This is a genomic window from Lacticaseibacillus casei DSM 20011 = JCM 1134 = ATCC 393 (genome assembly GCF_000829055.1).
GTDB lineage: Bacteria > Bacillota > Bacilli > Lactobacillales > Lactobacillaceae > Lacticaseibacillus > Lacticaseibacillus casei.
Map to the genome: position 1 here is coordinate 1,945,495 of NZ_AP012544.1, position 25,146 is coordinate 1,970,640.

The following is a 25,146-nucleotide window of genomic DNA, read 5'->3' on the forward strand; positions in this document are numbered from 1 at the left end:
TCCTAATGTTCACTACGCGGATCAAACGCGTCACGCAAGCCATCAGCTAGCAAGTTGAACGCCAGCATCAGGACAACAATGACAATCGCCGGATACAGTAATTGATATGGTAGAACTTGCAGGTTCTTCTGCCCATCGGATAACAACGTCCCGAGACTGGCAGTTGGTGCCGGCAGCCCGATCCCGATGTAACTCAGGAAGGCTTCAAAGAAGATGGCCGTTGGAATCGTGAACATGGTCTGAATAATGATAATGGAGCTCAGGTTCGGGATCAAATGCTTGAAGGCGATTTTGACACTCGATTCGCCCAGCGTTCTAGCCGCCAAGACAAATTCCTGATCTTTTAACTGCAGTGTTTGCGCCCGAATCAGGCGGGCCATGGTGACCCACCCAGTCAACGCAATTGCCAAAATGATGGACGTCATCCCTGGCTTAAATACCTGCAGCATCAAGATAACAACAACCAGGTTTGGCACACTGGAGATGATTTCAATAACACGCTGCATCAAGGTATCGGTCATGCCGCCGCGCCATCCGGAGATGATGCCGTAGAAAACCCCGATAGTCAGATCGAAGAAGGTTGCGACAATCCCGATGAACAGCGAAACGCGGGTGCCGACCATGATCCGGGATAACAGATCGCGGCCGAGGTAATCCGTGCCGAGCAGGTAGTAAACATTTTTGCCCATGCCGGCGTATTTATTTTGGCCATTCAGGTAACCGTTTAATCCTGGCAAATCAACGCCTGGCCATTTTGGTGGCAAATTGGAATAGTTCAGGTTCTGCTTGTTAGGATTCGAAGGTGACAGCCACAAAGATAGAATCGAAATGACCGCAATAATAATCAAGATCCAAAGTGAGATGAGCGCGGCTTTGTTCTTCTTCAATCGCCGCATCGCATCTTGTGAGAACGTCAGCGCAGGCTTGGCAATGCGTTCCTGTTCAGCCGTATTCACTTTGACATGCTTGAATGCGTCTGGACTTAATTTTGTTGTTGCCATTAGTTTGCCTCCCCGCTCAGTCGGATTCGTGGATCAATGAAGCCGTAGAGAATATCAACGGTTAAGATGATGACGGTCAACATTGCACTGTAAAGAATTGCCAAGGCCATGATAACCGGATAGTCGTTGGTCGTGATCGACTTAACGAATTGTTCACCAATGCCGGGGATTGCAAAAATATTCTCGACAACCAGTGAGCCGACCATCAAGTCAACTGCCATCGGCCCGATGATGGTAACAATCGGAATCATGGAGTTACGCAGCGCATGCTTAGCAACGACCTGCCAGCGTGATTCGCCTTTGGACCGCGCAAGTTCGATATAGTCAGAACTCAGCACATCCACCATTTCGGTACGCATAAACCGCGCCGTCTGCGCCAGTGGGGCAATGGCAAGGGCGATCGTTGGTAAAATACTGTACGTAAACCCGCCCCACAATGCGACTGGGAAGGCGCCGGTTTTGTAAGCAAATAATTGCAACAACGCAGCGAACACGAAGTTAGGGATGGACCGACCGAGAATTGCGAAAATCGTCGCGGTGGCATCCACCCAGGTATTCTTCCGAATCGCTGCAATTGCACCAAGCACGATGCCGGCAAGCGTGCCTACAACCATGGCTTGCGCACCGATTTGCAGTGACGGTCCCATTCGCGAAACGATCAGGCCGGACACGGTTTGACCGGGATACTGGTACGACATCCCGAAGTCACCATGCGTGATCCCTGCCATATACGTGAGATATTGCATCCAAACCGGCTTATCCAGTCCATACTGTTTCTTTAAAATTGCCAGTTGATCTGCCGGAATTTTAGGATTATTAAACGGGGTCCCCGGCAGTAACTTCATTAGGAAGAAAGTAATGGTGGCAACAAGAAACAGCGTCAGGAGCAAGAAGCCGATCCGTTTTAAAATATATTTAGCCATGTTTCACTCCTGTTTTTTTGGCTTTTACTCAAACGGCGTTGTCCCGCCGCAAAACACGTGACAACGCCGTTCATGAGAACTAATGATTAAAGTGTTAAGCCTTTATTTTTATTTCAGCGAATTACTTAACCTTTGCATTGACAAAGTCATAAGAATTCGTCGGATTGTACTTCAAACCGGTAATGGTCTTACGTTGCAGTGTGGTTTGAACCCGTTGATACAGTGGCACAACCCCTTGTTCCTTTGTTAGAAGTTCTTGTGCCTTTAACAAAGTATTCCAACGAGCAGTCGGGTTAGTAGCGTCCGTCGTCTTGGACTGTTTAATCAAGGCATCATATTGGGCGTTTGACCACTTGCCATCGTTATAAGAGTTGTCGGAGGTGAACAGATCAAGGAAGGAAATAGCATCTGGGAAGTCGGCACCCCAAGCTGAAATAACCATATCGAATTGGCCATTTTGGGCACGGGACAAACGGGTCTTAAACGGTACGGTGGCAATTGTCACTTTCAATCCTGGCAAATTCTGCTGAAGGGTACTCTGGAAGTACTCAGCCGAATGCTTGGCATTGGTCGTATCATCCGTTAACAGTTCCAGCTTTGGTGCGGTCTGACCGGTTTCCTTTAATCCTTCTGTCCAAAGTTCCTTGGCCTTGGTAGGATTATACGTAACCGTTGACGATTCTGCTTTTGCCGCTGTCTCCGAGAAGTCTTTACCGTCCTTGGTAAATAGTCCTTCAGGTGTAACGTTCTTGGCCGCGATAGAAGAATCATTCAAAACTTTCTTGATGTACTCTTTCCGGTTAATCGCCATGGAAATTGCCTGCCGAACTTTGGTGTTCTTAAAGATCGGATCTTTTTGTTCGTTTAGTTCCAGGAAGAATGTAGAAGTTTGCTTCAAACCTTTGAAGTCAGGATTCGACTTTGCCTGGGCTGCTTGTTCACCAGTCAACTGCGCAATATCCAACTTCTTGGATTGATAAAGGTTCATCGCAGTTTGCGGATCCTTAACCACTTGACCATTCAACGTATCGATATGCACATTCTTGGCATTCCAATAAGTCTTATTCTTGGTTTCTTTCCAAGTGTTACCGGTGCCGTTCCAGTTCTTCAGCTCGTAAGGACCATTAGACAGAATGTACTTGGAGGTGGTACCAAACTTCTTGCCAGCTTTCTCAACAAACTTCTCATTTTGCGGGAAGAATGCCGGGTTAACTAGCATGGTCTTGAAGTAAGGAAGCGCATGATCCAAGCTTACCTTTAGCGTTGTCTTGTTAACCGCAGTGACACCCAACGTGCTGGCTGCTTTCTTGCCAGCGGTAATGTCATCGGCATTCTTCACGCCGGAAAAGAGATACGCATATTGTGACTTGGTCTTAGGTTCAACTGTGCGCCGCCAACCAAACACAAAATCTTGGGCCGTTACCGGATCACCATTGCTCCACTTGGCATTGCGTAGTTTGAAGGTGTATGTCTTACCATCTTTAGATACAGTTGGTTGACTCTTGGCCATTGCCAGTGTGAGATCCTTGCCGGAATACCGATACAAACCATCCATCGTATCCGTCAACGCCTGACCACTAATCGCATCAGTGTTCGTTGATGGATCCATTGTGGAGATAACATCGCCTTCCATGCGAGTAATGGAGGTGCCTTTACTGTTTGCTGAATTAGAACCACAGGCTGCTAACACCCCGGCGAGCGCAATTGTTGTGCCCGCAACCATTGTTTTTCTAAATTTCATCTTGTTCCCCCCTAAAATGATTGAACTTACCTTACATTAGAATCTCATTAATGTAAATAAGTAAACCCTCAATTTTGAATAAAAAAACCACTGTGCTAGAAAATGTCTCGCCAAAAAGTTAAGCATGATATCAAATAACAACTCATAAGCAGCTTTTCCGAACGCTTTAGATGGCGCATCAAATTAAGAATTAGCAAAGGCAATACCACTAGTAAGATATGGGGTCAGCAACTGTTTAATTTGCTAAAAGCGAAAATAGCGTCAATATTAAATAACGCAGCTTTTTGGTACAAATTCGCCCAATTTTCATGAAACGACTCGTTTAGCTCGAATAATTTTCGCTTCTGTCAAACAGCCCGCTAGCCATGTGCTCACTAAAAAAAGCAAGAACCGATGCGTTTGCTCAGTTCTTGCTAATTATTTTCAAAGTAATCACTTATTATTAGTGAGTGCCTTAGTCTGCTTACGGCTACGGATGCTTCGGAACACCACAATCACCAGACCGACGACGGAAACCAAAGTGGCTAACCAAAAGACTGTGGCTAGGGCGTGTAAAAATGGTTCGCCGGATTGTGGCGAGATGCGGGTCACGCCAGGCAGTTGGGCAAATAGCAAGGTAGCACCGAAGCTGATGCCGATGGTCAACCCGATCGTGCGGGCCACTGAGTTCATGGAACCGGCAACCCCGGAGAGGCTACTGTCCACGGCGCCCATGGTTAAGGCGTTATTCGGTGACAGGAACAAGGCCATACCCGCACCATTGGCAACAATCGGCCAGATGATCGGCGCCATGGTTATTTTAGCGGGATAACTGGCATACCCGATTTGCGAGATGATCAGGACGAACAAGCCGAGAATCGTCAGGTAATAGCGATTCCAGTGATCGGCTAGCCAACCGGCAAACGGCGTAATCATCAGCATCGTGACACTCTGCAACATCATCAACAGGCCGCTGGCGAACGCGGAAATGCCGCCATAACTCTGCAAGTAAAACGGGAGAAGAATATTCGATACCGAATTGACCAGCATCACAATCAACAACACGCTCACTGAAATCAAATAGTCTGGATTGTGCATAATGCTCGGCGCAATCCACGGCGAGCGCGAGCGTTGATCCTGAATAAATGCCAGAATCGTTAACAGGATGCCGCCTGCCAAAATGCCGGCCCCCAGCCAAAGCTGTTTTGGCTGCTGCAGCCAGTACCCACTGGCGAACATCAAAATCATCCCACCGGTGAACAGATTCTGCCCCGTCCAATTAGCCTGTTGCCAGACACGCTTGATTTCACCATGCGCCGGCCGTCGTAACGGCAACAAACGCATGCCCGCCAAAACGATCAAGATACCCACCGGCACATTGAACAAATAAATCCAGCGCCAACTCGCCCAAGTAATGAGAATGCCGCCGAATGCCGGGCCGGAAATCGATCCCAGCGACACGAACATAGAGATCACAGCAAGGGCTTCTGCGCGATTCGCATCCAGAAAATATTGGCTAATGATGCCCATCGAATTGGCCATAATCATTGCCGAACCAACCGCTTGAACCACCCGACCTGCCATAATAGTCAGATAGGTCGGAGCAATCCCCGTCAACAGCGAGCCAACGATAAACACGACTTCGCCAATCAGAAAGACCAAATTTTTGGAGACTAAATCGCCGATATGCCCGAACATCACCAACAAAACCGCCGTTGTAATGAGGCCAATGGACACAATCCAGGTCGCCGCACTACTGGAAATCATCAGGTCTTCGGAAATCCTGGGCATGGCCAGATTGGTACTCGATCCGGATAATGCCGTCAGTAACGACATCATCCCTAAAACAATCAGAATTTTAATGCGTTGCGCTCGTGACATCTCCATCGTCCCCACACCCTTTCGAGTGTATTCTATGCCCATCGTTTAATCGCTACAATTAATCAGCCCGGCGACGTTACCATGCGCACCACTCTTCCCATTTGCGAGCAAATCAACTGTTTCAGATCATCAAAAAAGCGTCCATTTTGATTGGACGCACTTTGTTATTTGAATCTATTTACTTCTGGGCACGACTCTTGTAAGTACCAGTGTCAGTGGTAACCAAAATCTTTTCCCCGGCTTTGACAAAATCGGGTACAGTAACGACCAAGCCAGTTTCAAGCGTGGCTGGCTTGCCGCCGCCTGCCACTGTGCCGCCTTTAACCGCTGGCTGCGTATCGGTGACTTCAAGCTCAACCGTTCCCGGCAGCTCAAGGCCAATCACTTCATCGCCATAGAATTCAATTTCGACCGGCACATTTGGCAACATGTACTTAAGCTCGCGCGCGATGCTGGCAGTTGGGACCTCATACTGTTCATAGGTATCACTGTCCATGAAATAAGCGGTGTCGTCTTGCGTATACAGATAAGTGGCCTTTTTACGATCCATGATCGCAATTTCGACCTTTTCACTCGGCCGCATCGTCGTGGTCACGTTGGCACCGGAACGCACATCATACAGCTTCATCTGCATCACGGTATTACCCTTGCCTGGCTTATGATGATTCGATTCCAAAACCTTAATCAACTTGCCGTCCTTAACAAAGACCATTCCGGCCTTCAAATCGATTGCTTCTGTCATTCTGCTATCTCCTTCATTATGAGCAAACCGGCGCTGGCAAAATGTGTGAACACGTTTACAACCTAAGCGTTCACTAAGCACCGGTACAAATCATTTCATCAGCAAGTATACCATATCTGTATGAACGGTCGCTTGACCGCGAAAAGTGGCCTAAACCCCGGCGCACCAAAAAACGGCCACAGAGGCAACTGCTGTCCCTAAGACCGTTTCATTCAGGCATCTTGCATTAACGAGCTACCTGCTACATATCTTCAACCACCAAATAAGTCATATCCAGCGGCCCGTGCACCCCAACAACCAACGTCATTTCAATATCGCCCGAGTTTGATGGCCCGGTGATGAAGTTAATATTGCTGGTTTGCAGCTCACCCGCTTTGATAGCGGCATCGTAACGACCCATCGCCTGCCGTGACCGCGGCAAAATGTTGCTTTTCTTAACAATGGCGAGATAATGCGTTGGCAAAAAGTGGAACCCGCGGCCCTGCCCCGGCGTTGTTGCGATGGTGATGGTGCCGGATTCGGCCAATAGATAATCCGCAAAGCCAATCGCAACATCAGCCGTAGCCGCCTGCTTCAAGTTGAAGTCGCGGCCCTTTCCCGGCGCCCAATACATCGGCTTCGGCGCAACGGTTTCCGTCCAGTCACGGAGGCCAAAATCCTCATACTGATCCGTTGTCGGCAGAATCAGCGTTTTCGGCGCGTCATGTTCGATGTAGGCATTCAACGCATCGGCCAGCCCCGCCTTGTCCGTCGTGGAAAAGGTCACATGCACGGCTTCGCTATTTTTCTTGGCGATCGCTTCCAACTCGTCTTGCGAATGGCCAGACAACGTGGTTTCCGGCAGGTCATTCAGCGGTTCAAACGGATGATCCTGTAGCTGGTGGCGCGGGCGACCGGCTTTTTCGGCAATAGCATTTAAAAAGTCTTCGCGATTACTGTGATCAATCATGTTTTTGCGCCTCCAATGCTGCTTTGTGTTGTTTGAACCAGTGGCGGAAGTTCTCGTTCTTCTTCGGCGGCCGTGGCAAGTCACGCACATCGGTCCAACCGCGCGCCAGCTTCGGCATCATGCCGGTTTGTTTGATCCGGCCGCTATTGTATTCATTTTCAACGCTGCCTTGGTCTTTGGTAGATAAAACGCCCATCATCGCATGATCCATATCAAGTGCCATGTTGAACAGAACCGGTGCACTGGTGCCGACACCGACCATTTTCATAATTTTGTCGCTAAAACTATGATCCGTCTTCAGCTTGTCCATCATGACTTCGCGATGCTTGATCAGCAGATGATGCAATGGAATGCGGACAGGGCAGGTTTCGGTGCAGGCAGCACAAAGGCTGGAGGCAAACGGCAAGTCGCCGAACTTTTCATAGCCGTCTAGCACTGGGGACAGCACCGCGCCGATCGGTCCGGGGTAAATCGAGCCGTAGCCGTGTCCGCCGATGTGACGATAAACCGGGCAGACATTGAGGCAGGCCCCGCAACGGATACACTGCAGCACCGGTTCAAACGGGGTGCCGAGCGCATTGCTGCGGCCGTTGTCGACAATGACTACGTGAAAGTCTTCGGGACCGTCTGCTTCGCCTTCAACTTGCTTGCCGGAGAAGGAGCAGTAACTGGTCAGCTTCTGGCCAACCGCTGACCGCGACAGCATATTGTCCAGCGTCTCGGCTTCTTTCAGGCTCGGCACAATCCGTTCCATCCCCATCACAACCACCTGTGTCTTCGGAATGGCCATGGTCAGATCGGCGTTACCTTCATTGGTGACCAAATTAATCAGCCCGGAATCGGCGATCGCAAAATTACAGCCGGTAATCCCGAAGTCTGCCTGTAAGAAGTAACGGCGCAGGTATTCCCGGGCAAACCGCGCCAGATGTTCCGGATCGTTGTCGCCTTCATAACCGAGTTTGTCAAAGATTTCTTTGACTTGATCGCGGTTTTTAGCTAACGCTGGAAAGACAATGTGCGTTGGCTCCGCCCAATCGTCTTCTTGCAAAATAAATTCCGCCAAATCGGTTTCCATCAACTGGGTGCCGGGAATCTTCAATAATTCCTTATCCAGGTTGATCTCCGTGGTGACCATCGACTTGGACTTCACAATTTTATGTGCCTGCTTTTCCTTGGCGAGGTTTGTAATGTACGCAGCCGCTTCTTTGTCGGTTTTGGCAAAATAAACGTGACCGCCACGCTTTTCGATGTTATCGCTAAATTCTTCCAGATAATCCGGTAAGTACTTAATAACATGTTGGCGAATCTGTTCGCCTAGATCCCGCCATTGCGGCCAGTTGCCGAGCTCCTTACGCGAAGCTTCCCGCTTGTCCCACTGGGCATCCTGGGACTTGGCGACACTGGCTTGCATGAATTTGTCTTGTTCTGATTCCTTAACCCGCTCCAAGAACGGCTTGTCACTGGTTGAAATAGTCATGGGCGCACCTCCTGTTCGACCCCAAGCGGCTCATGGAACTTGATCCGCTCCGGATTAACATTGTGGTTCAAAACTTCCGCGATATGCATGATCTTGATCTTTTCATTTCGCCGGGAAAAACGGCCGGCAATGTTCATCAGGCAAGACGGATCGGCTGAAATCAGAACCTGTGCGCCGGTGCTCAACACATCGTCAACTTTTTCATCGACCATTTGTTTGGAGATTTCCGGCTCCTTAGCAGAGAACATCCCGCCAAAGCCGCAACAGTTTTCGATGTGCGGCAACGGTTCCATCTGCAAATCCTTCACATGATCCAGCAGCTTAAACGGCGCCGTGCGCTCACCGAGCAACCGCGTCATGTGACAGGAACGGTGATAGGTAGCCTTGGCGTCCAATTCGGCTCCGGCATCGATGACATTCAGCACGCGATATAGAAATTGGGAAAACTCGTACGTTTTGTCCGCGACTTCCTTGGCTTTTTCCGCATATTCGGGATCATCCTTCAGCAAAATCCGGTATTCCCGCAACATGTTCACGCAAGAACCGGCTGGCCCGACAATATAATCGGCGTCCACCGACAACAACGCATCGATTTCGTTGCGGAATACCTTTTGACTGGCTTTCACATAGCCAGAGTTATAGGTTGGCTGACCGCAACAAATCTGTTTGACCGGCATAAACGTTTCACACCCAAACCGCTCAAGCACTTCGGTCATCGCCGCCCCAACATTGGGAAAGAAAAGATCCACGATACAGGTGGAGAAAATAACGACTCTCATAATGCACCTCCCATATTACAATGATTCCAATTTAACTATACATCAGTGGCGCTAAATGCAACACCGAAAACGCTTACAAAATGGCAAATTGTTATTTTGTGATTAAGTTTTCCCGCTAAGCCAGTAAGCAAACCCCTTGGTCATACCGCGTTATTGTGACATACGCCACTTAGCTTAAAGCCAGATTCAGCCTAGCCTTATGCCGTTTTTATCGTACAACGCTTATGCAACTATAAGCAATGATCGGTTGTGACCAATTCAATGATATAAAATGATAATCATTTAAATGGTGCTGGTCGCGCCTGCTGTTTCCCGAATGCATACAAAATCGCATCTAAAATTCGCTGCGATGCATGGCCATCGCCATATGGATTCTTGGCATTAGCCATGCGTTGATATTCAGTCTGGTCATCCAGCAACTGCAGCATCGCCGTGTTAACCGTCTGCGGATCGGTGCCGACCAACTTCAGGGTCCCAGCCTGAACCCCCTCCGGCCGCTCGGTAGTGTCGCGTAACACCAAAACCGGTTTGCCCAATGAAGGTGCTTCTTCCTGCACTCCACCGGAATCGGTCATGATGAAATAGCTGCGCGCGGCTAAGTTATGGAAGTCGACCACGTCCAGCGGTTCAATCAGATGAATCCGTTGGTGATGCCCTAAAATCGAATCAGCCGCCTCCTGAACCACTGGATTTAAATGCACTGGGTAGATGATCTCGATATCTGGATGACTTTCAACAACATCCCGCATCACTTTGAAGACGCGGCGCATTGGTTCGCCTTGATTTTCGCGACGATGCATCGTGACCAGAATCATTTTCTTGTTGGGATCGATTAAGTCCAAAACCTCGTGATGATAATTATCCTGAACCGTTTGATCGAGTGCATCAATCGCCGTGTTGCCAGTCACAAAGATCTGCTTGTCGGGATGATGTTCCTGCAACAGATTGGCGCGGCTCTGAGCTGTCGGCGCAAAATAAAGATCGCTTAAAACATCAGTTAACTGCCGATTCATTTCTTCCGGATACGGGCTGTACTTGTTCCAAGTACGCAGCCCCGCTTCGACGTGACCGACTTTGGTTTGTTGATAAAAGGCCGAAATGCTAGCCGCAAATGTCGTGGTCGTATCGCCATGAACTAGCACGATATCCGGCTGTTCTCTGGCGATGATCTGTCCAAGCTTTAACAAAACACTACTTGTAATGTCTGCCAGTGTCTGTTGCGATTTCATAATGTTTAAGTCGTAGCGCGGCTGAATATGGAAAATCGTCAACACCTGATCCAACATGCCGCGATGCTGGCCAGTGACCACAGTAACCTCATCAAACTCGTCATGCCGCTGTTTAAGCCCCAGAACGACCGGCGCCATTTTGATTGCTTCCGGCCGGGTCCCGAAGACTGTCATCACTTTAATTTTTGCCAAGATGATGACCTCTTTTCCCCATTAAATCCGTTATTTTCTCTCGCCCGTTTTTAAATTACGATGAGTATAGCAGGTTGTTCCGATCGAACCACGTGAAAACACTTGGGATGTTGGATGTTAACGTTCACTAACTTATTTGGTAGGTTATTCGTTTGTTTTTCGATAATCTCATCTTTGTCAGAAGATCTTCCGTATTCTCCCTGTTCCACATTGATATATCACTGTTTCTCGATGTTTCACTGCCTTGATTTTTTGGCTGAAAGGACTAACATTAGAAGTGAGTTAGGGTTCCCTAAAATAGCTCAAAATAAATGGAGGCGGGTTTATGCGTAAACGATATCGGGCAACGTTGCGGGCACTTAACTCGGATTGCATTGGCCGCCAAGCGCACGGATTTGCAAATTTTGAGGTCACCGATGATGACGCTTTGCAAATCCGAATCGAGATGTTCAATACGCCAGCGGATATGAACCATATGGCAGTATTGGAAAGTACCGGATCGGATGCGCCGGTAGTGCCGGCCACTAGCGCCCAGGACAAGAATCATGACGGCGTGGTTGACGAAGAAGAAGCCGAGCAAGTTTCCGGCAAGGTCTTTGTGCCGCTCGACAATGCACCGGATAAGCTGAAACTGGTCGGCAGCAAATACCCCGAAGCTGATGACAATGGCTTTTACATTTACCAACAGCGCGTCGTCGTATCCGCGCTGCGCGACCAATTGCGTAAGCGTTATGGCCGAGATGTGCTCAACCTCGACAACACGGTTATCTATGTCAACGGCGTGCAAAGTGATGTCATTCTGCCCAAGACCGTGGCAAGTGATCTGGATAAAAGCAAGCCATACCTTACTTTGCCAATTGCAGTTGGGAAGTTACGAAAAGTAATGGGTTAATTCCTTTTCTGACTAGCAATCGAGTTATCGTGTCCCACACGTTAATTTAAAAAGACTGGAACAACGCGCCTGATGAGTTCTCAGGTTCGCATTGCCCCAGCCTTTTGCTGAATTTCGATTCAAATTTTGTAAAGTGTAGGCAATGACCTTTGTGCCGTACCAAACTCCGCAATCTCCGGCGGTTTGGCACTAAGGTTTAAACATGCCTAACGCGCTATCTTCCTGGACATGAATGATACTTCACGTACCACTATTGTTAATCAGTCACCACGGTTACTTCCGCCAAGCGCTGATACACTGCCACGACTTCGCCAGCTAAATCGCGAAACGTGATTGCATTCATTAAGTGATCCTGCGCATGCACCATCAGCAACGAAATCGTCGCATGCTCGCCGCTTGCCTCGGCTGTCAACAACTCAGTCTGCACATTGTGAGCCGTCACCAATGCTTCATCAGCCAATTTTAAATGGTGATCCGCTTCGCTGAAGTTGCCGGTTTTCGCTGTCTGAATGGCTTCAAAGGCCTCACTTTTAGCGTTACCACCGGCCATAATCAAGCCCATAATCGTTTCTTCGTTTACTTCATGCATAACTTTAATTTCCCCTCGGATTAATCTTGAATAAGTTGCTAGTTGGCAACGCGTTTTAGCATAAACGTCCGCCATGGCTTTAACAATGACAACAACGCCAGATCTTCATCGGTCAGTTGGCCGATTTTATTGCGGCGCCCATCGTTGGGCAGATCACGCAACACGATTTGCAACTCGCCTGCGTAACGCTTGTAAGTTTCATTGACCACCACGACATCCCCGCGGTGCAAGATTCCGGTGGCATCATGTGCCGGCAACGGTTGTCCGGCGTAACGTACGCGCGGTTGGGTATCGCGAATCAGGTAATCAGACGCATCGCCGCGATACAGGTGAGCTTCACTGAATGCAATTTTGGCTTCGAGATCCGCAAGCGCCGGCTCAGTGGTCATCCACAATGTCGGATAAGGACAAAAGAATGCCAATGCGGCTGCTTTTAAATCAGCCTCACTTGCCAGTGCATTGCCAATGAGGACGTCATCAATCACCTCGGTTAAACGCAGATGATGTACTTGACTTGCAATCGAACGGTGACGATCGCTTTCCAATGTCGGCAAGCCTTCGCTGACCGGCCACGGCCCGTGATCCGCACTCGGCGCACTGATAAAAGCCGCTGTTCGGAGTCCATACTGCCGAAACTTCTGGGAATAAGCCACCATCCGTTCATCGCCTAAGCCAGTGTATTCTTGCGGATAAAAGTTGTGACAACCTAGTAAGTTCGACCGCCGCGGACCAAAGGACATGATCGCATCGATTGCATTCGTCCCGGCACTCATGTTGAGTTCGATTTTCAGACCATATTGGTTATGCGTCATCAAGGCTTCTTCCTGACCGGTGAAGCCTTCATCAAGACGCAGGCCCCAAACGCCTAAGTCATGGAAGAAACTCAGGTCATAATAGTCAATGCCCAGTTCTTTAAACAGCGGCGGCGCAATATCGACAATGGTTTGAAAACCAAGTTGATTGGCCTTGGCCACCACGGCTTTGAAAACCGCAAGCTGATCGCGACCGTGGTCTCCTGACAGTTGTAGCAGTGACGTGAAAAGCCGGCGGTAACCGAATTGCCGGGCAGCTTCCAAATAGGCAGTTGCCTGCGCGACCGTTGTTTGTTCCGGATAGAGGCTGATGCCAAGTTTGCCCATAGTTCCTCCTTTTAGCGTTTGTTGCGCGTGATCTTTCAGCGATTATGGCGCAAAAGATCACGCTTCATTCCTACAGTGTCTGTTTAGACCCTCAGGTAGCACACATCTGGCGGGCCATTTTTTTAAAGCGCCGTTTACGGAACCACCCGAGCAAAAAACCGCTGGCACGATTGTTGGCGGCACCACGCGCACTTTTGGCGACAAGTGACTCTTCATAGACGAGCCGACTTTTACCGTTTTCCAGTGGGGTTAATTGATAGCGGACTTTAAAATCATCCCGTGGCGTTGCCAATTCATACGCATAGACTGAGTTAGGTTCGAACTCGGTGATGGTCAGCAGCGCCGTGCGTCCATTCGGCCAATTTTTGGCGTAACTGAACCCGCGCAGACTTTTAGGCAGCGGTTCGCGCCCGGTGTGCTGGCGAATATCGGCTAAGGCAGATTGTTGCAATTGATTGAAAAAGACGTTCGGTGCCACGGGTAAATTCATAATAATCTTCATACTGGCCTCCTTTGGCACGATGCGGCGTGGTGGATCAACCCCGATCGTGACTGCGTTGGTTTATTTTGCTTTGACAAGACCGACGTACCAGCGGGTGCAGAAAATGGTGGCGATGACGCCTAGAAGACAGCCGGCAATGCGCCATGGTGTCGGCATCAACGCGCTGAAAACGATGATTGCCATACTAATGTTAATTAGAATTAGCGCGGTGGTTGCGGTTTTCAAATCGCATCACCTTCTAGGTTGCGATCGTCATCGGTTGCTTCTTTGGTTTTTTCTACTGGCGGTTCGGTCATGTGCAGTTCCGGATCCAGCTTATTGGCCGCCTTGACGAATGGTACATAAATCAGGAAGCCGATGACCATGTTCACGGCTTGCAGAATCGGTGCGCGCCAATCCATGGTGGCGATGATCGAGTTGACAAATGGCGGCATAGACCACACGATTTGGTTCTTGACTGGCGATACCCAGCCTAGCATGTGTGCGCCGTACGCGATCGAGACCATCACAACCGGTGCCGCGATGAATGGAATGAAGTAAATCGGATCGAGCACAATTGGCAGTCCGAACATCACCGGTTCGTTGACGTTAAAGCAGCCAGGCGCAATTGAGAGCTTCGCCACGGTACGCTGGTCGTCACGCTTGGAGAACATGAGGATGGCGATCAGTAACAGTAAAGTACTGCCGGCCCCACCGATCCATGCATACAGATCGAAGGCGTTACGGGTCCAAACAAACGGTAGTGCTTCGCCTTTCATGAATGCATTCATATTGGCGATTTGGGCGGTTAACCAGATCGAGTCCAAAACCGGGCCCAAGACGTTGGTGCCGTGGAGACCGAAGAACCAGAAAATCTGTACCAGCAGCGTCATCAGTAACACCGCCCAGAAGCCTTGGGACATGTTCAAAAGTGGTTCCTGAACAATCGTGGCGATGAACTCGATGACGGTGGTCTTGTTGACGCTGAACAGGTAATTCACGATGCCGGCCAGGTATAGCGCGGCGGTGGCGGGAATGATCCCGGTGAATGCCTTGGCGATGGCTGGCGGCACCGATTCTGGCATGCGAATCGTGACGTTTTTCTTCATTAACCAGATGTAGAGGGTCATGGCAAGGGCGCCCATGATCATGACGGTGAAGAAGCCATAGGAGCCGAAGAACTTGTTGAAGTTGAAGAAGCCCCACATGCTGACGTTTTTGCCGTCTACAACGCCACCGGCATCGGTGATGAGTTTAGTCGCGCCCTTACCGAGTGTGCCTTTTAACGCTAAGGTGAAGTTTTGCGGCAGGCTCATGATGAACGTGCCGAGCACAACAATCCCGCCGGTCACCGGTTCCACTTGGTACTGAACGGCTAGGTGGTAACCGAACGTAAAGGCGAAGAGCAGGCCTAAAATGGCTAGGGTTCCGGTCCACACCATGGCGTTGATGCCGATGAGCCATTGCATGCTGTTGACGATACCCATCCACTTGAACTGGGTCGGGATGTCCCGAATCAAAACGTTCAAGACGGTGGATACCGCGCCGGCCATCATCGCCGGCATGATCGCGATAAACGCGTCACGTAATGCGACTAACCAGCGAATCGATCCAATCTTTGCTGCGACCGGGACGATATGCCGGTTCAGCCAACCAATAAATGCATTCATACTATGCACTCCCTTCAAAAATTTTATAATGTCGTTATTAGTGCTTAACTACAATTAAAATTCTACGGGAGTGCCAGATGGCGGGTCAAAGATTATAGTAGTTATTGTTTATAATTTTTATAAGCAAAATGTTTGACTTTGACGAAGGCGTTTTTAGGCTTGTGTTCTTTGTCGTGCCAAACTCCGCAATCTCCGGCCAGCTGGGGTGGCGACGCGAAGCTCGCGAAGCTAGAGTGGAGACGGCGCTTTGAGCCAGAAAACCGCTGTCTCAAAGTCGCCTAACAACATCAGCGACAAAGACCGTCGCTGTGTTGTTTCCACAACTGAGCCCCATCTGGCCTACGATTGCTCCGCTTTGGCACTGGCTTATTTAAGTTCCAATGGACTGTGTAGCTGATCTTTCTTTTTCAAACAGGTCCGCCTTAGTTTATTGAAAGTAACCCTTCTTCGAATAGTTGAACATGTCCCCACCTAACATGTAGACCGAGCAAATCACCGGCCGTTTGCTTATAATAGATTAAAACCAGAGATTTTCCAGGAGGCGCACCATGGCAAATATTGAATATGATCCGCAACGCCAGCTTTTTCATCTGCATAACGCGACTTTTAGTTACATTATTCAGGTGATTCGCGGGTACCTTGTGAAGCGTTATTGCGGTCCGGCGCTGGAGCAGTTTTCCGGAACGGCGAAGCTGGAAGATTTCAGCCATGCGTTTAACATTCAAAATGATGCCGCGCCGTTTTCGCTGACCACCCTGCCGCTTGAATATAGTACGCTGATGGGTGGCGATTATCGCACGCCTGCTTATGCCGTGCGAAATGCTCATGGCCAGTTGATCGGTAATCTTAAGTTTCACGATTTTCAGATTTTGGCTGGTAATGAAAACTTCAACGGCACGCTGCCGACTGCGCGGACGCCGCATGGACAGACGCTGATTATTACCATGCATGATGAGACCGATACGTTGGCGGTTCACCTTAAGTACACGATTGTTGGCGATCTGCCGGTATTGCTTAAGCAAGTGGCTTACCGCAATTTGAGTGATAACACCCTGACGATTACCCATGCAGCCAGTATTCAGCTTGATTTTGACGATCATGCCTATGACCTCATTACCTTGACCGGGGCGCATCTGAGTGAAGCCAGTGTGACCCGTCAGCCGCTGACGCCCGGCAAAAAATCAATTGCCAGCAATTATGGCGCGAGTGGCCCACAAGGCGTGCCGGCGACGATTCTGGCAGCCCCCGCGACCGACGATTTTGCCGGCGAGGCGCTGGGCGTCACCCTTTTGTGGAGCGGCAATTTTAATTACACGGCACAGGTGGATCAGTTTGGTAATAGTCGATTGGTGATGGGGTTGAATCCGGAACTCTTTTCCTGGCAGCTTAAGCCCGGCAAGCCGTTTGTTACGCCCGAGGCTGCGGTCGCTTACACGACTAAGGGGCTGAATGATCTGAGTCATATTTTCCATCAGTTCTTCGCCAATCACGTCATGCCGGTGCCGCGGCGGAATCTGATTGAATATAATACGTGGGAATCGACTTATTTTGACGTGAGCGAAGCCAAGGTGCTGGCGGAGATTCCGAAAGCGGAAGCGCTGGGCGTCGAACTGATCGTGGTGGATGACGGCTGGTTTAAAAATCGCCCCAACGATGCTGGTCAGCTCGGCGATTGGGTGCCGGATCCGGTGAAGTTCCCGCGCGGCTTGCGGCCAGTTGCCGATGCCTTGCACGCGCGGGGACTGGCGTTCGGCTTATGGGTTGAGCCGGAAATGATCAGCGAAAATAGCGAACTGTACGCGGCACACCCAGATTGGGCCATGCAATATGTCGGGCAAAAGCCGTTGCGGTCGCGTAATCAATTGGTATTGGACCTCAGCCAGCGCATCGTGCAGGATCATTTGATTGCCGTGTTGACTGACTTGGTCCGCACGAATCACATCGACTATCTAAAATGGGATTACAATCGCCACTTCAGTCAGCCCGGCAGCCCGGTTTTGCCCCCGGATCAACAAGGTGAAGTGGGTTACCGGTACACGCGTGGCTTGTATCGCGTGTTGAAAACATTACGTGACACTTTTCCTAAGCTCATCATCGAAAATTGTTCTTCCGGTGGTGGCCGATTGGACGGTGGGATGCTGGCGTACACCGATCAGACGTGGACCAGCGATTTCACCGATCCGGTTTATCGCATGAAGATTATGAATGGTTTTTCGTTATTCTTCCCGCTTAAAACGTTCGTCTCCCACTTTACGATGTCGCCTAATCTGCAGGATTCACGGGTGACGCCGCTTCGAACGCGGGCGCTGCTGAGTCTGGTCGGCGTGACCGGCATTGAATGTCCGCCGAGCCAACTCAGTCCTGCCGAAGCCGCAGCGGTCAAGGCCAGCTTTGCCTTTTACAAAGCCAACCGCGCCGAATTGCAAAACGGCAGCCTTTATCGCCTCCATCCCAGCCATCCGAATCAGGATCAGGTCTGCTGGCTCATCACCGACGAGGCGAAAACCAAGGCGATCGTCCTGACGTCAGCCGGAGTCATTGCGCCGATTTCCCACTATCAGCATGTCCTGCTGCACTATCTGCGTCCGACCATGTCGTATCAGATTAACGACAAAAAGACCGCAACCGGTGCGGAGTTGAACTTTGCCGGCGTGACCTTGCCGCTGGCGCATGGTGACTTTTCCGCAACCTTGATGACATTGCAGGCCGTCAGCCATCTGCCGCAAACAACGACGCAAGCGAATGGCGATATCGCTAAGTTGCCGTTTTAGTAGTGTCAGCACTGCCATTTTTTTAAAAATGGCTCATCCTACTTAGAAAGTTTGGTTTTCTCTATGAAGTTCATCATTGCACCGGCCAAGAAAATGGTGATCGCCCAAGACGATTTTCCGGTTCAAAGCCAGCCGCAGTTCCGCGATCAGGCGGCGGCATTGCTTAAGCGGATGCAACAACTTTCCCAGACGGAAATGCAGGCGCTGTGGCAGACCAGTGACCGCCTGACGCAGGAGGCCTATCAGCAGTTGCAGACAAGTGACGTCACGCGCCAGCAGTCACCGGCCATTTTCAGCTACGTTGGCATTCAATACCAATACATGGCGCCTGATTTGTTAGACGATGCGGGTTTGGCCTACATTCAGCAACACCTGCGCATTTTGTCTGGCTTGTATGGCATTCTGCGACCATTCGATGGCATTGTTCCTTACCGTCTGGAAATGCAAACGCGCTTGGTCATGCCGCCTTACCATCATTTATACGATTTCTGGGGTGGGCGATTGTATCAAGCACTGGCAGCCATCCCCGGCCCGGTCATTAACTTAGCCTCCGATGAATACGCCAAAACCATCCGCCCTTATTTACAGCCAAACGACACCTTCATCGACGTCCGCTTTGCCCACCTAGTTAACGGCAAGCTCAAAACCCGCGCCACTTATGCCAAAATCGCGCGCGGCGAAATGGTCCGCTATGCGGCGATGCATCAAGTTTCGACCGTTGCTGAACTGACGCGGTTTGATTCGCCAACTTATCGGTTTGACCCTGAGCGATCGACGGAAACGGAATTGGTCTTTGTGGCGAAGTAGGTTGATGGCGTGCAGAAACGTACTGGAAAACTAAAGGACTGCCGTATATTGTCGGATAATTTGGCAATATGCGGCAGTCCTTACTTGCATCATTTACATTCTTGGGAGATGCGATTACATTCCCAGTGCCAAGGCGAAGCAATCGGAGGCCAGATGGGGATCAGCCGTGGAATTGTTGTTGGTGGGGCGGTCTTTGCCCCGCCTACAACAAGGCCGAGCTTTGAAACCGCGGTTTTTGCGGGTTCAAAGTCGTGCCCACAGCGTTCCATCCCCCTCTGGCCGTAGATTGCGGAGTTTGGCACAGTACATCTTAAATTAGTATCACTACTCCCCAGTCGCCTTTTTCATCGGCAACTTAGTAACTTCCCGAACAACCTGATTGAGAATATCCAACTGCTCGGCATACCGCACCGCAAATGGTTGAGTGGCTGCTTCTGGTTTGGCGGCGGTGACGGCGGCGCGGGGCTGAATGCCTTGGTGCCGCTGGTGATCCAGCCAGGCCAGGATCTGTTCGAACGTGAAGCGACTGAACGTGTCCACCGTTAACTGCCCGGAAAGCAGACTGCCGAGCAGGTCGTGGCGCGAGTCAATCGGGTATATTTTGGTGCGCGCCAATAAGACCCGGAAATCACCAAAGAAAATGAACTGCGACTGGGTCCGGGTTAACGCCGTATAAAAGCTCTGCGCATTTAGCATGCGATCCGCACCGTTGACGATCGCAATCACCGTATCAGCCTGGCCGCCTTGCGCTTTGTGCACCGTAATGGCATACGCCAGCGTCAAGGCACGCGGCACACTGCCAAAACTGTAATAGCAATATTGATCGCCGACCTGAACCACCAGAAAATGCCGCTTGGGATCGATATGAGCCACAACACCCGTATCGCCATTGGCCATGATCGTCTCACGCCAGCGCTTTGTTCCGAATTCATCGGTTTTCTGGAGGCCATTTTCACCTAACACAGCGCGGCGTTCCCAGGTTTTCGGATCAACCAAGGCCACATGTTTGTCATTTTTCAGAATCATCACCCGATCATTGAGGCGCAGGTAGTGTTTTTGATTGGTCACCGGATCGACGTAGCTGCTGACGTACTCGGGCTCGCCTGGCTTGGCAGGGTTAACTAGCGCCTGCAGTTCCGCATTAAACCGCAAACGCCCGGTCGCGCCGATGTTTTTGTTGACAATCAGCAACTGCGAATCCGGCTGGTGCCCATGCTTTGCAAGCGCCTCTTGATACGCCTTAATGCCGGCATCAAAAACCCGCCCTGCATCACGCTGATTGTACAGCGCCACATTACCGCTGACATAGCGATCATCATCCGGCCCAAAAGGCAACGCCAACCGATCACGAATGCGGTTAGCCAGTGCCAAAACGCCTGACTGGCTGTCTTGCCGATAAACCCGCGTCAGCGTTGTCGCCGCAACATGATCGTCTGCCAGACAATCCTTCAAAAAGTTTCCCGGACCAATCGGCGGCAACTGAAACACATCACCCACAAACAGAACGTGTGCCTTCTTGAAGTTCACATTTTTCAACACCGTATACGCAAGCGGCGTCGTCAGCATCGAACTCTCATCCACAATAATCAACCGTGCATCGCCAAACGTTTCCCAATCAGCTTCAGAATCAAACCGATCGAGTTCTTCGCCCGGTAAAAGATGCAGATACGCGTGAATCGTGGCAGCTGGTTCATGGGTATAGCGCGCCAGCACCTTTGCCGCACGACCAGTTGGCGCCAGCAGCACACTTTTCCCTTTAGCTTGCGCATTGAAAAAGTGCACCAGCAAGTTCGTCAACCACGTTTTCCCGGTGCCGGCACTGCCATTGAGCACGCTTAGCCCATGTTGGTTAACGTTTTGAAAAGCGGCTCGCTGCTGATCGTTGATGACCAGCTGGTGGCGATCCAAAAACTTATCCAATTTTTCATCCAGTTCAGTCGGCTTAATCAAGGGTTCGGCCGTTTTTTGCGCTACGGCCATGATTCTGGCCACCGAGCCTTCTGTCGCGAACATGTCGCAGCTGGTGACCAGATCATATTGCTCATTCAGCAAAAAGCCATACGCCAACGCTTGCTTAGGGTCAGCGAACATCGTTAAGTCATCCGTGCTAACGCCCAGTAGTGTGGCCGCCTGCTCTTTGAACCAAGTAATCGTAATGTAAGTCAGCCCTTGCGTCAGCACTGCCGTACGGAAAATATATTGCAACCCGGCCGCGAGTCGGTGCGGATCATTTGGCGCCACTCCCCGACTTTTCGCAAAGGCGTCGACCTTCTTGAAATCGAGTTGCGCCACCTGCATCAAAACATACGGATTGGCATCCACGTGTTGCATGGCCAACTCGGCATCTTTATAGGCTAACCAAATCTTTTCGTAAGTCATGGAGCTGAGCGCTTTACCCCAGTGGTTCGCTAACACCGCGACTTCAAGCTTGCCGCGAATGGCAGTAGCAATTTTTTGAATCGTCGCCGGCCCAACGCCGGGAATTTTCGCCGTCTTAATGTCATCTTTTGAAAAAATTGTCAAAATCGGCGCGTCATCCGCAAAATAATCGTGCAGCCGGCGCAAAACCGTGGGCTGATGGACCAACAGCGTGTCGATCAATTGCCACTGTCGTCGCGGTTCTTTGGGCAATCCAAAATGCAGCCGCGCCACCTTATAGGAAGGTTTGCGGTAGCGCAATGAATCTGCGTCATCATAAACCAAGTCAGCCGTAATAATGGCCCGGCGATTGTAATAGCCCATGTCGCCGGTCACGGTAATTTCCTGCGTCAGCGTCATTTTCAGCTTAGGATTCGGATTTAAAATTCGCACGGCATAAACTTTATAATCGCTGCTATCGCTGTTAAACAGTAACTTAATAATCTGCAGGTCGACATTTTCATAAACTTGGGCTTGCTCCACGGTACATCAGCCTCCTTTCAATTAGGTTTTGCACTGGCTCCTACAATTGCATTCGTAGCTTGGTCGTTTCATGAGTGGCGTCACGATCCAATTTGGTGGCAATGCGAAACCGAAAGTCAGGTGGCAGTTTCTGGAGTTGTTGCTGCGCCCATTGCTGGAGAAATGTGGCTTGATGGCGCGGTTGGTAGAACACTAAGTCACGCCGGTGGGTACTGTAAACCACCACATCTTGGCGTTCATGCTGCGCCGCCCATTGTAACGCCGCTACCAAAGCAATCAACCCAGCAGACGGCACGTAGAAATTGCGGGCCGGCTTGTAGTCATCCGGCGTCAGCTCAGCATTTGCCGGCGCATCGGCATACGCCAGCTCCTTAATCGCGTCATCCAAAAATTGCGTATGCCGCACTAGTACGTGGTCCGCTGCATCGGTTACCTTGATGCCAAACCGATTGCCGTTCAAATCATTCATCCACGCCAAATAAGCCTTCGTCTGGGCGGGAAAATCCGCCTGCTCGGCTTCTTTTTGAAGATTCGCCATTCCGCGCTGCAGCAAGACACCTTTTGCCGTCACACCATTCGGCAATTTGATCAACTGCTGGTGCTCAGGCGATGTTTGATCGTGTTGTTCATGCTTTTCTGTCATCATTGCCTCACTTCCCAATAAGCTTACCTGCGCAGGCGGTGGGATGCAAACTGGATCAAGGCAGTTTTTGAGTTAAAAGTTTGAAAGTATGTATTGATCTAAGAATCCTGAACAACTCGGGAGCTTAAAGTACTTCTTAGAAAAGAAGGATTATTAGTGTTCCGACGATATTATTAAGAACGTGAAGGGCAATGGTGTTCTGCAGCTTACCGGTTTTTGAATAGACAGTTGCAAATACAATGCCAGAGAAAGCGTATAGCAAGAAACCAAAGACGGTATCGGTCGCATGGACTGTAGCAAACAAGCTGGCACTTAACAATGTTCTTAGCACGATTCTATTTGGACTAAAAAACAAGTTGAAAAGAACGCCTCGGAAAATCAACTCTTCCTTGATCGGCGCGATTAGAATTATTTCAACAATAAGCAGAACTGTGACTATCCAGTTAGCGTCCATAAAAGATTCTCTAATCATTTGGTTGTTAGGCGTTTCTGACTGATGGTAAATCAGATCGTTTAAAGCCAATAGCACCTCGTCCGCGATTACAGTAATGACGTATCCACCAACAATGTACCAAATGTCGCGAAGCTCCACCTTTTGTATCATGCTTCTCTGCGTATATTTAAAAGCAGTCCGATACGCGACGTAAATAACGATCGCACTCGACAAAAAAAATGCAGCGGCTAGCATCATTGATGACGAGATTCTTAGTACGTTTGGCACGATCCCTAAGAAGATCGAAGGAACCTGCCAAAAAAAATAAAGCAATACAACGTACGCAATTCGTTTAACCAGAGAATCTTTGCTGCTATTCACAAATTATCACAGTCCTTCACTATTTTTTGAATAAGCTGTTGATCGTCAGAGTGAGCGATCCTTGAATCGATCCACGGACTTTTGCCAGCTTTCCATTTCTATCAACACTTCATGTGGTCAGTGCAACTCATCGTAAAATTCATTTTCAGAATCACCAAATTGATCGGCCATCAATATGCCGACATTTTCCCATGCATCATTAATTTCATTATCAGTCTCTACAAATTTAAGTCCTTGTTTGTCAGCCCACTCCCGTCGATTGATGGTCCCACCAAGATCAAGTATACGGGCAGCTCCGGTCAAAAAGTTCCGAAATCCGCTGCGATTAATTTTCAACATCTGAGTTCATCCCGTCTCCCTTTTCAACCGTAAAATCAGTCTACCATATGACGTTTTTAAATCTGCCTGTTTTGCCTGAACCAATTTCTAAACGTGTTTTTCCGGTGTACTTTTCTCAAACAGACCGACTTTTTGACCTAGCAGAATGCTTTTTGACCCGTTCACATGTAAACGCAATGTTTCTCAGCGTCAGGCTTTAGCTGTCCTTCAGTATTCCATCACTTTTTTAATAAATCCGTGAATTTGTTCTTGATTCTCACTGCAAGTCGCAATTTTTGGTAATTATTTTACCGAATTTGAGACAAATGACGGCTTTTTTGCGCTGCTTAGTTTTAATCCCAACCCCAGCTTGCGGCGAATTGTTGCTAGACCGGTTTTGGGTAATTATTCACAATATAAACTAAACAGATTAATTAACTTAACAAGTATCTTGCATACAATTAAAAGTGTTCCAAAAAGTTTTTCATTTTGACATTGTCTGGGGGGACTTTTATGTCAAAGAAACGTTGGATCGGCGGAATTGCTTTCGCTGGCCTTCTTGTAGGGAGTTTGACAACCGGCTCCGTCGTTTTAGCTGCAGACGAAGATACCGGAACGACTAATACGTCAGTCACAGTAACCGGTGGCACCATTGGGCTTTCCGCACCAAGCGCGCTCGCTTTTCCAGGTGTCACGGTTGAAAGTATTGTAAAAGGCAATTTGAATGACCCAGTTACCACTGCCGATAGTTCACTGCTGACGGTGAGCGATTTTCGCGGTACCGGTGCGGGCTATACGGTTTCGGCAAAGGAATCACCGATTACGAATGGTAGTGGTGCGACACTGAAAGGCGCCTTTGTTCAAATGGTGCCCGACACTTTGGTAACGCCTAACGCTGCGGCGCCAGCATGGACAAAGTCGGTTGATTTGACAACAAGCGATCAGCCGCTATTTGCGACCAGTACGGGCCAAGATGGTGGCGGGATCACGAGTTATGACCTCAACAAAGTCACATTGGACGTACCTGAGGATAATGATGTTAAAGCTGGCAACTACAGCGGCGTGATCACTTTTACACTGACACCCGGCCAGCCGGCACAAGCCGCAACGTCCAATCCAGTTCCGTAAAAACGCGACCGCAACGACTGATTAATGAAGGGATAGACGTTTAGACACGCCCATTCCCCCCGATGATCTGCCTTGAACAGAAGGGAGGTGGTCACCGGCG

22 protein-coding genes are annotated in these 25,146 nt (G+C 49.7%); 4 read left to right on the forward strand and 18 right to left on the reverse strand.

What is annotated here, in order from left to right:
* Positions 1-2: 2 nt before the first annotated feature.
* From LBCZ_RS09530 to wecB, 9 genes are all read right to left on the reverse strand, one after another.
* Positions 3-1,001, reverse strand: coding sequence for an ABC transporter permease (locus LBCZ_RS09530; RefSeq protein ID WP_025012999.1), 999 nt, complete (start codon positions 999-1,001; stop codon positions 3-5).
* The gene (opp3b, locus tag LBCZ_RS09535) at positions 1,001-1,924 is read right to left on the reverse strand and encodes an oligopeptide ABC transporter permease (protein WP_025013000.1); all 924 of its coding nucleotides are present in this window, start codon (positions 1,922-1,924) and stop codon (positions 1,001-1,003) included. Before opp3b ends, LBCZ_RS09530 begins: the two co-directional genes overlap by 1 nt.
* Before the next feature lie 121 nt (positions 1,925-2,045).
* Positions 2,046-3,665: a peptide ABC transporter substrate-binding protein gene (locus LBCZ_RS09540; RefSeq protein ID WP_025013001.1), complete on the reverse strand. Its 1,620-nt coding sequence runs from the start codon at positions 3,663-3,665 to the stop codon at positions 2,046-2,048.
* A gap of 432 nt (positions 3,666-4,097) precedes the next feature.
* Complete coding sequence (locus LBCZ_RS09545) at positions 4,098-5,531, reverse strand: MFS transporter (protein WP_039639243.1); 1,434 nt, start codon at positions 5,529-5,531, stop codon at positions 4,098-4,100.
* A gap of 172 nt (positions 5,532-5,703) precedes the next feature.
* Complete coding sequence (gene efp, locus LBCZ_RS09550) at positions 5,704-6,267, reverse strand: elongation factor P (protein ID WP_025013002.1); 564 nt, start codon at positions 6,265-6,267, stop codon at positions 5,704-5,706.
* Positions 6,268-6,508: 241 nt separating this feature from the next.
* Positions 6,509-7,216: a LutC/YkgG family protein gene (locus tag LBCZ_RS09555; protein ID WP_025013003.1), complete on the reverse strand. Its 708-nt coding sequence runs from the start codon at positions 7,214-7,216 to the stop codon at positions 6,509-6,511.
* Positions 7,209-8,693 (reverse strand): LutB/LldF family L-lactate oxidation iron-sulfur protein, encoded by a 1,485-nt coding sequence (locus LBCZ_RS09560; RefSeq protein WP_025013004.1) that lies wholly within the window; start codon positions 8,691-8,693, stop codon positions 7,209-7,211. The genes LBCZ_RS09555 and LBCZ_RS09560 overlap by 8 nt, the downstream gene beginning before the upstream one ends.
* A complete protein-coding gene (locus tag LBCZ_RS09565; RefSeq protein WP_025013005.1) occupies positions 8,690-9,472 on the reverse strand; it encodes a (Fe-S)-binding protein in 783 nt (260 codons plus the stop codon). The genes LBCZ_RS09560 and LBCZ_RS09565 overlap by 4 nt, the downstream gene beginning before the upstream one ends.
* Before the next feature lie 278 nt (positions 9,473-9,750).
* Entirely contained in the window at positions 9,751-10,893 is a 1,143-nt protein-coding gene (wecB, locus tag LBCZ_RS09570; RefSeq protein WP_010491642.1) for a non-hydrolyzing UDP-N-acetylglucosamine 2-epimerase, read from the reverse strand.
* Between the two features lie 325 nt (positions 10,894-11,218).
* On the opposite strand from wecB, the gene LBCZ_RS09575 reads away from it, so the two are divergent.
* Positions 11,219-11,785: a hypothetical protein gene (locus LBCZ_RS09575; protein ID WP_010491644.1), complete on the forward strand. Its 567-nt coding sequence runs from the start codon at positions 11,219-11,221 to the stop codon at positions 11,783-11,785.
* A gap of 256 nt (positions 11,786-12,041) precedes the next feature.
* Here the strand turns inward: LBCZ_RS09575 and LBCZ_RS09580 are convergent, their stop codons facing one another.
* From LBCZ_RS09580 to LBCZ_RS09595, 5 genes are all read right to left on the reverse strand, one after another.
* Positions 12,042-12,374 carry a PTS lactose/cellobiose transporter subunit IIA gene (locus tag LBCZ_RS09580; RefSeq protein ID WP_010491646.1) on the reverse strand — a complete coding sequence of 111 codons (333 nt, stop codon included), beginning with the start codon at positions 12,372-12,374 and terminating at the stop codon, positions 12,042-12,044.
* A 38-nt stretch (positions 12,375-12,412) separates the two neighbouring features.
* The gene (locus LBCZ_RS09585) at positions 12,413-13,513 is read right to left on the reverse strand and encodes a DUF871 domain-containing protein (RefSeq protein ID WP_010491648.1); all 1,101 of its coding nucleotides are present in this window, start codon (positions 13,511-13,513) and stop codon (positions 12,413-12,415) included.
* Between the two features lie 91 nt (positions 13,514-13,604).
* Entirely contained in the window at positions 13,605-14,015 is a 411-nt protein-coding gene (locus LBCZ_RS09590) for a DUF3284 domain-containing protein (RefSeq protein WP_039639245.1), read from the reverse strand.
* Positions 14,016-14,075: 60 nt separating this feature from the next.
* The gene (locus tag LBCZ_RS16130) at positions 14,076-14,240 is read right to left on the reverse strand and encodes a hypothetical protein (protein WP_010491652.1); all 165 of its coding nucleotides are present in this window, start codon (positions 14,238-14,240) and stop codon (positions 14,076-14,078) included.
* Positions 14,237-15,664 carry a PTS sugar transporter subunit IIC gene (locus tag LBCZ_RS09595; protein ID WP_010491655.1) on the reverse strand — a complete coding sequence of 476 codons (1,428 nt, stop codon included), beginning with the start codon at positions 15,662-15,664 and terminating at the stop codon, positions 14,237-14,239. Before LBCZ_RS09595 ends, LBCZ_RS16130 begins: the two co-directional genes overlap by 4 nt.
* Before the next feature lie 548 nt (positions 15,665-16,212).
* Here LBCZ_RS09595 and LBCZ_RS09600 point away from each other — a divergent pair.
* Together LBCZ_RS09600 and yaaA are read left to right on the forward strand one after the other, a co-directional pair.
* On the forward strand, positions 16,213-18,435 hold the full coding sequence (locus tag LBCZ_RS09600; protein ID WP_025013007.1) for an alpha-galactosidase: 2,223 nt from the start codon (positions 16,213-16,215) through the stop codon (positions 18,433-18,435).
* Between the two features lie 63 nt (positions 18,436-18,498).
* Positions 18,499-19,242, forward strand: coding sequence for a peroxide stress protein YaaA (gene yaaA / locus LBCZ_RS09605; protein WP_010491660.1), 744 nt, complete (start codon positions 18,499-18,501; stop codon positions 19,240-19,242).
* Positions 19,243-19,566: 324 nt separating this feature from the next.
* On the opposite strand, the gene LBCZ_RS09610 is transcribed toward yaaA, so the two are convergent.
* The 4 genes from LBCZ_RS09610 to LBCZ_RS09625 form a co-directional block, all read right to left on the reverse strand.
* A complete protein-coding gene (locus tag LBCZ_RS09610) occupies positions 19,567-22,143 on the reverse strand; it encodes an ATP-dependent DNA helicase (protein WP_010491662.1) in 2,577 nt (858 codons plus the stop codon).
* Between the two features lie 40 nt (positions 22,144-22,183).
* A complete protein-coding gene (locus LBCZ_RS09615) occupies positions 22,184-22,789 on the reverse strand; it encodes a hypothetical protein (RefSeq protein WP_010491664.1) in 606 nt (201 codons plus the stop codon).
* A 133-nt stretch (positions 22,790-22,922) separates the two neighbouring features.
* A complete protein-coding gene (locus LBCZ_RS09620; protein WP_157951515.1) occupies positions 22,923-23,378 on the reverse strand; it encodes a CPBP family intramembrane glutamic endopeptidase in 456 nt (151 codons plus the stop codon).
* 339 nt (positions 23,379-23,717) lie between these two features.
* Positions 23,718-23,939 (reverse strand): hypothetical protein, encoded by a 222-nt coding sequence (locus tag LBCZ_RS09625; protein ID WP_010491667.1) that lies wholly within the window; start codon positions 23,937-23,939, stop codon positions 23,718-23,720.
* Positions 23,940-24,431: 492 nt separating this feature from the next.
* On the opposite strand from LBCZ_RS09625, the gene LBCZ_RS09630 reads away from it, so the two are divergent.
* Positions 24,432-25,046, forward strand: a complete 615-nt coding sequence (locus LBCZ_RS09630; RefSeq protein WP_010491670.1) for a WxL domain-containing protein — start codon at positions 24,432-24,434, stop codon at positions 25,044-25,046.
* Positions 25,047-25,146 lie beyond the last annotated feature (100 nt).